Origin of the sequence: Arsenicibacter rosenii, from assembly GCF_001870735.1 — a bacterium.
GTDB lineage: Bacteria > Bacteroidota > Bacteroidia > Cytophagales > Spirosomataceae > Arsenicibacter > Arsenicibacter rosenii.
This window is the reverse complement of record NZ_MORL01000080.1, coordinates 1-3157: the sequence shown is the minus strand read 5'-3', so window position 1 is coordinate 3157 and position 3157 is coordinate 1. Positions and strand designations below refer to the sequence as shown.

The 3157-nt window shown below is 53.8% G+C and carries 2 rRNA genes; both read right to left on the bottom strand.

What is annotated here, in order from left to right:
• Positions 1-37: 37 nt before the first annotated feature.
• A 5S ribosomal RNA gene (gene rrf / locus BLX24_RS29745) occupies positions 38-149 on the bottom strand.
• Between the two features lie 101 nt (positions 150-250).
• A 23S ribosomal RNA gene (locus BLX24_RS29740) occupies positions 251-3074 on the bottom strand.
• Positions 3075-3157: the final 83 nt, after the last annotated feature.

Below are 3157 nucleotides of genomic sequence, written 5' to 3'. Positions count from 1 at the left end.
AGAGCTGACCCTTGGGATCAGCTCTGTCTAAGTACTGAGGTGGCAGTGACCTACTCTCCCGCCGGTGAAGGCAGTACCATCGGCAGCTTGGGGCTTAACGGCTCTGTTCGGGATGGAAAGAGGTGAACACCCAACTTATTTCCACCAACCTCTGTATATCTCCGGTCCAGCTTTCTGAACCAATATCGGTTTGCGTCTTTTTCCCTACAGAGAGAGTCCTACAACACACACAATTAAGCAAATAAAGCGTCCCAACACGATTCCGGGATCATTAGTATGGCTCTGCTCTACGCCTCTCAGCGCCTCCACATGCCACCTATCAACGTCGTCGTCTACAACATCCCTTTTTCAGAAGTCTCATCTTCAGGCCAGTTTCGCACTTAGATGCTTTCAGCGCTTATCTTAACCATACGTAGCTACTCAGCCGTGCCACCGGCATGACAACTGATTCGCCAGCGGTATGTCCAACCCGGTCCTCTCGTACTAAGGTCAGCCCCCGTCAAACTTCTTACGCCCACCACAGATAGGGACCGAACTGTCTCACGACGTTCTGAACCCAGCTCGCGTGCCACTTTAATCGGCGAACAGCCGAACCCTTGGAACCTTCTCCAGCCCCAGGATGTGACGAGCCGACATCGAGGTGCCAAACCTCCCCGTCGATGTGAGCTCTTGGGGGAGATCAGCCTGTTATCCCCGGCGTACCTTTTATCCTTTGAGCGATGGCCCACCCATGCAGAACCACCGGATCACTATACCCTACTTTCGTACCAGATCGGCCTGTTTGCCTCACTGTCAAGCCCGCTTTTGCTATTGCACTCCACGACCGATTACCATCCGGCCTGAGCGGACCTTGGGAAGCCTCCGTTACCCTTTCGGAGGCGACCACCCCAGTCAAACTACCCACCAACCACTGTCCCCAACAAAGGGTTAGACCACCAGTCAGAAAAGGGCGGTATTTCAACGCTGACTCCACGACGCCTGGCGACGCCGTCTCACAGTCTCCCGCCTATCCTACACATCCCTGACCAGCAATCCATGATAAGCTGTAGTAAAGGTGCACGGGGTCTTTCCGTCCCGTGGCGGGTAAGCGGCATCTTCACCGCTACTACAATTTCACCGAGCTCATGGCTGAGACAGTGCCCAGATCGTTACACCATTCGTGCAGGTCGGAACTTACCCGACAAGGAATTTCGCTACCTTAGGACCGTTATAGTTACGGCCGCCGTTTACTGGGGCTTCAATTCAGTGCGTCGCTTGCGCTAACACCCCCTCTTAACCTTCCAGCACCGGGCAGGTGTCAGACCCTATGCGTCATCTCTCGATTTGGCAGAGTCCTGTGTTTTTGGTAAACAGTCGCCTGGGCCTCTTCTCTGCAGCCTCCCATCGCTGGGTAGGCCCCCCTTCTCCCGAAGTTACAGGGTCATCTTGCCGAGTTCCTTAGCCATGATTCTCTCGCGCACCTTAGGCTCTTCGCCTCGACTACCTGTGTCGGTTTACGGTACGGGTACTGATACACTGACGTTTCCGTGACTTTTCTTGGAAGCCTATCCCCGGTTTCGCTTCAGCCGTAGCCTCCGCTCAGCGATCTATTCCGTCAGATCCCAACCAGCTCAACACTCCGTCATCACTTCACATGTATCACTAGTGCAGGAATATTAACCTGCTCCCCTTCAGATTCAGCTTTCGCCTGCTCCTTAGGCCCCGACTAACCCGCCGTTGACTGCCATCGCGACGGAATCCTTAGTCTTTCGGTGTGAGGGGTTCTCGCCCTCATTATCGTTACTTATGCCTACATTTGCTTTTCACACCGCTCCACCATGGCTCACGCCACAACTTCGCCGCAATGTGAATGCTCTCCTACCATCGCAGTCAGACTGCAATCCATCTCTTCGGTGGTGTGCTTGATGCCCGTTTATTATCGATGCCCGCCCCGCTCGACCAGTGAGCTGTTACGCACTCTTTAAAGGAATAGCTGCTTCCAAGCTAACCTCCTGGCTGTCTCGGCAGCCGGACCTCCTTTGTTCAACTTAGCACACACTTAGGGACCTTAGAGGATGGTCTGGGTTGTTCCCCTCTCGGAGCAGGACCTTAGCACCCTGCCCCTCACTGCCCAGCACCTTTCCACGCATTCGGAGTTCATCAGAAGTTGGTAGGATGTGACTCCCCCGCATCCTGTTGGTCGCTCTACCTCATGGAAAGTAACACTGAACGCTGTTCCTAAAAACATTTCGGAGAGTACGAGCTATTTCTCAGTTTGATTGGCCTTTCACCCCTACCCGCAGTTCATCCGGAAACTTTTCAACGTTTATCGGTTCGGTCCTCCATGGTGTGTTACCACCACCTCAACCTGACCACGGGTAGATCACCAAGTTTCGCGTCAACTCCACCTGACTGCTCGCCCTGTTCAGACTCGCTTTCGCTTCGGCTCCGTATGTCCACATACTTAACCTCGCCAGATAAAGTTACTCGTAGGCTCATTATGCAAAAGGCACGCCGTCACCCCCTGCTGAGGGCTCCGACCGCTTGTAAGCGCCTGGTTTCAGGTTCTGTTTCACCCGGGTACTCCCCGTCCTTTTCACCTTTCCCTCACGGTACTCTCCTCTATCGGTCTTCTAGTCGTATTTAGCCTTGGCGGATGGTGCCGCCGGATTCAAAGGAGGTTCTTCCTGCCTCCCCCTACTCAGGATCCCAAACCCGCAGTCTGTATCTACCCGTACGGGACTATCACCCTCTATGGTCACCCTTCCCAAGGTGCTCCGGTTTGACATACTGCTTGTTGTCTGGTCCTACAACCCCGATCCCGCCGTAACGGAACCGGTTTAGGCTGTTTCCCGTTCGCTCGCCACTACTTGGAAAATCACTACTTGTTTTCTCTTCCTCCGCCTACTTAGATGTTTCAGTTCAGCGGGTTCGCCTTCCTCTCGGAATAATATGCTTTGCATATTGGGTTGCCCCATTCGGAAATCAACGGATCAGCCCCTGCCAGCAGGTCCCCGTCGCATATCGTCGCTTGCCACGTCCTTCTTCGCCGCTAGAAGCCAAGGCATCCCCCAGACGCTCTTTTGCTCGTGTTTCTTGTACTCTACTTGTACTTGTGTGTCTTGTCTTCGCCACAGCATTGCTGCTGTGTCAGACTCTCTCTGTAAGTCAAAGAACT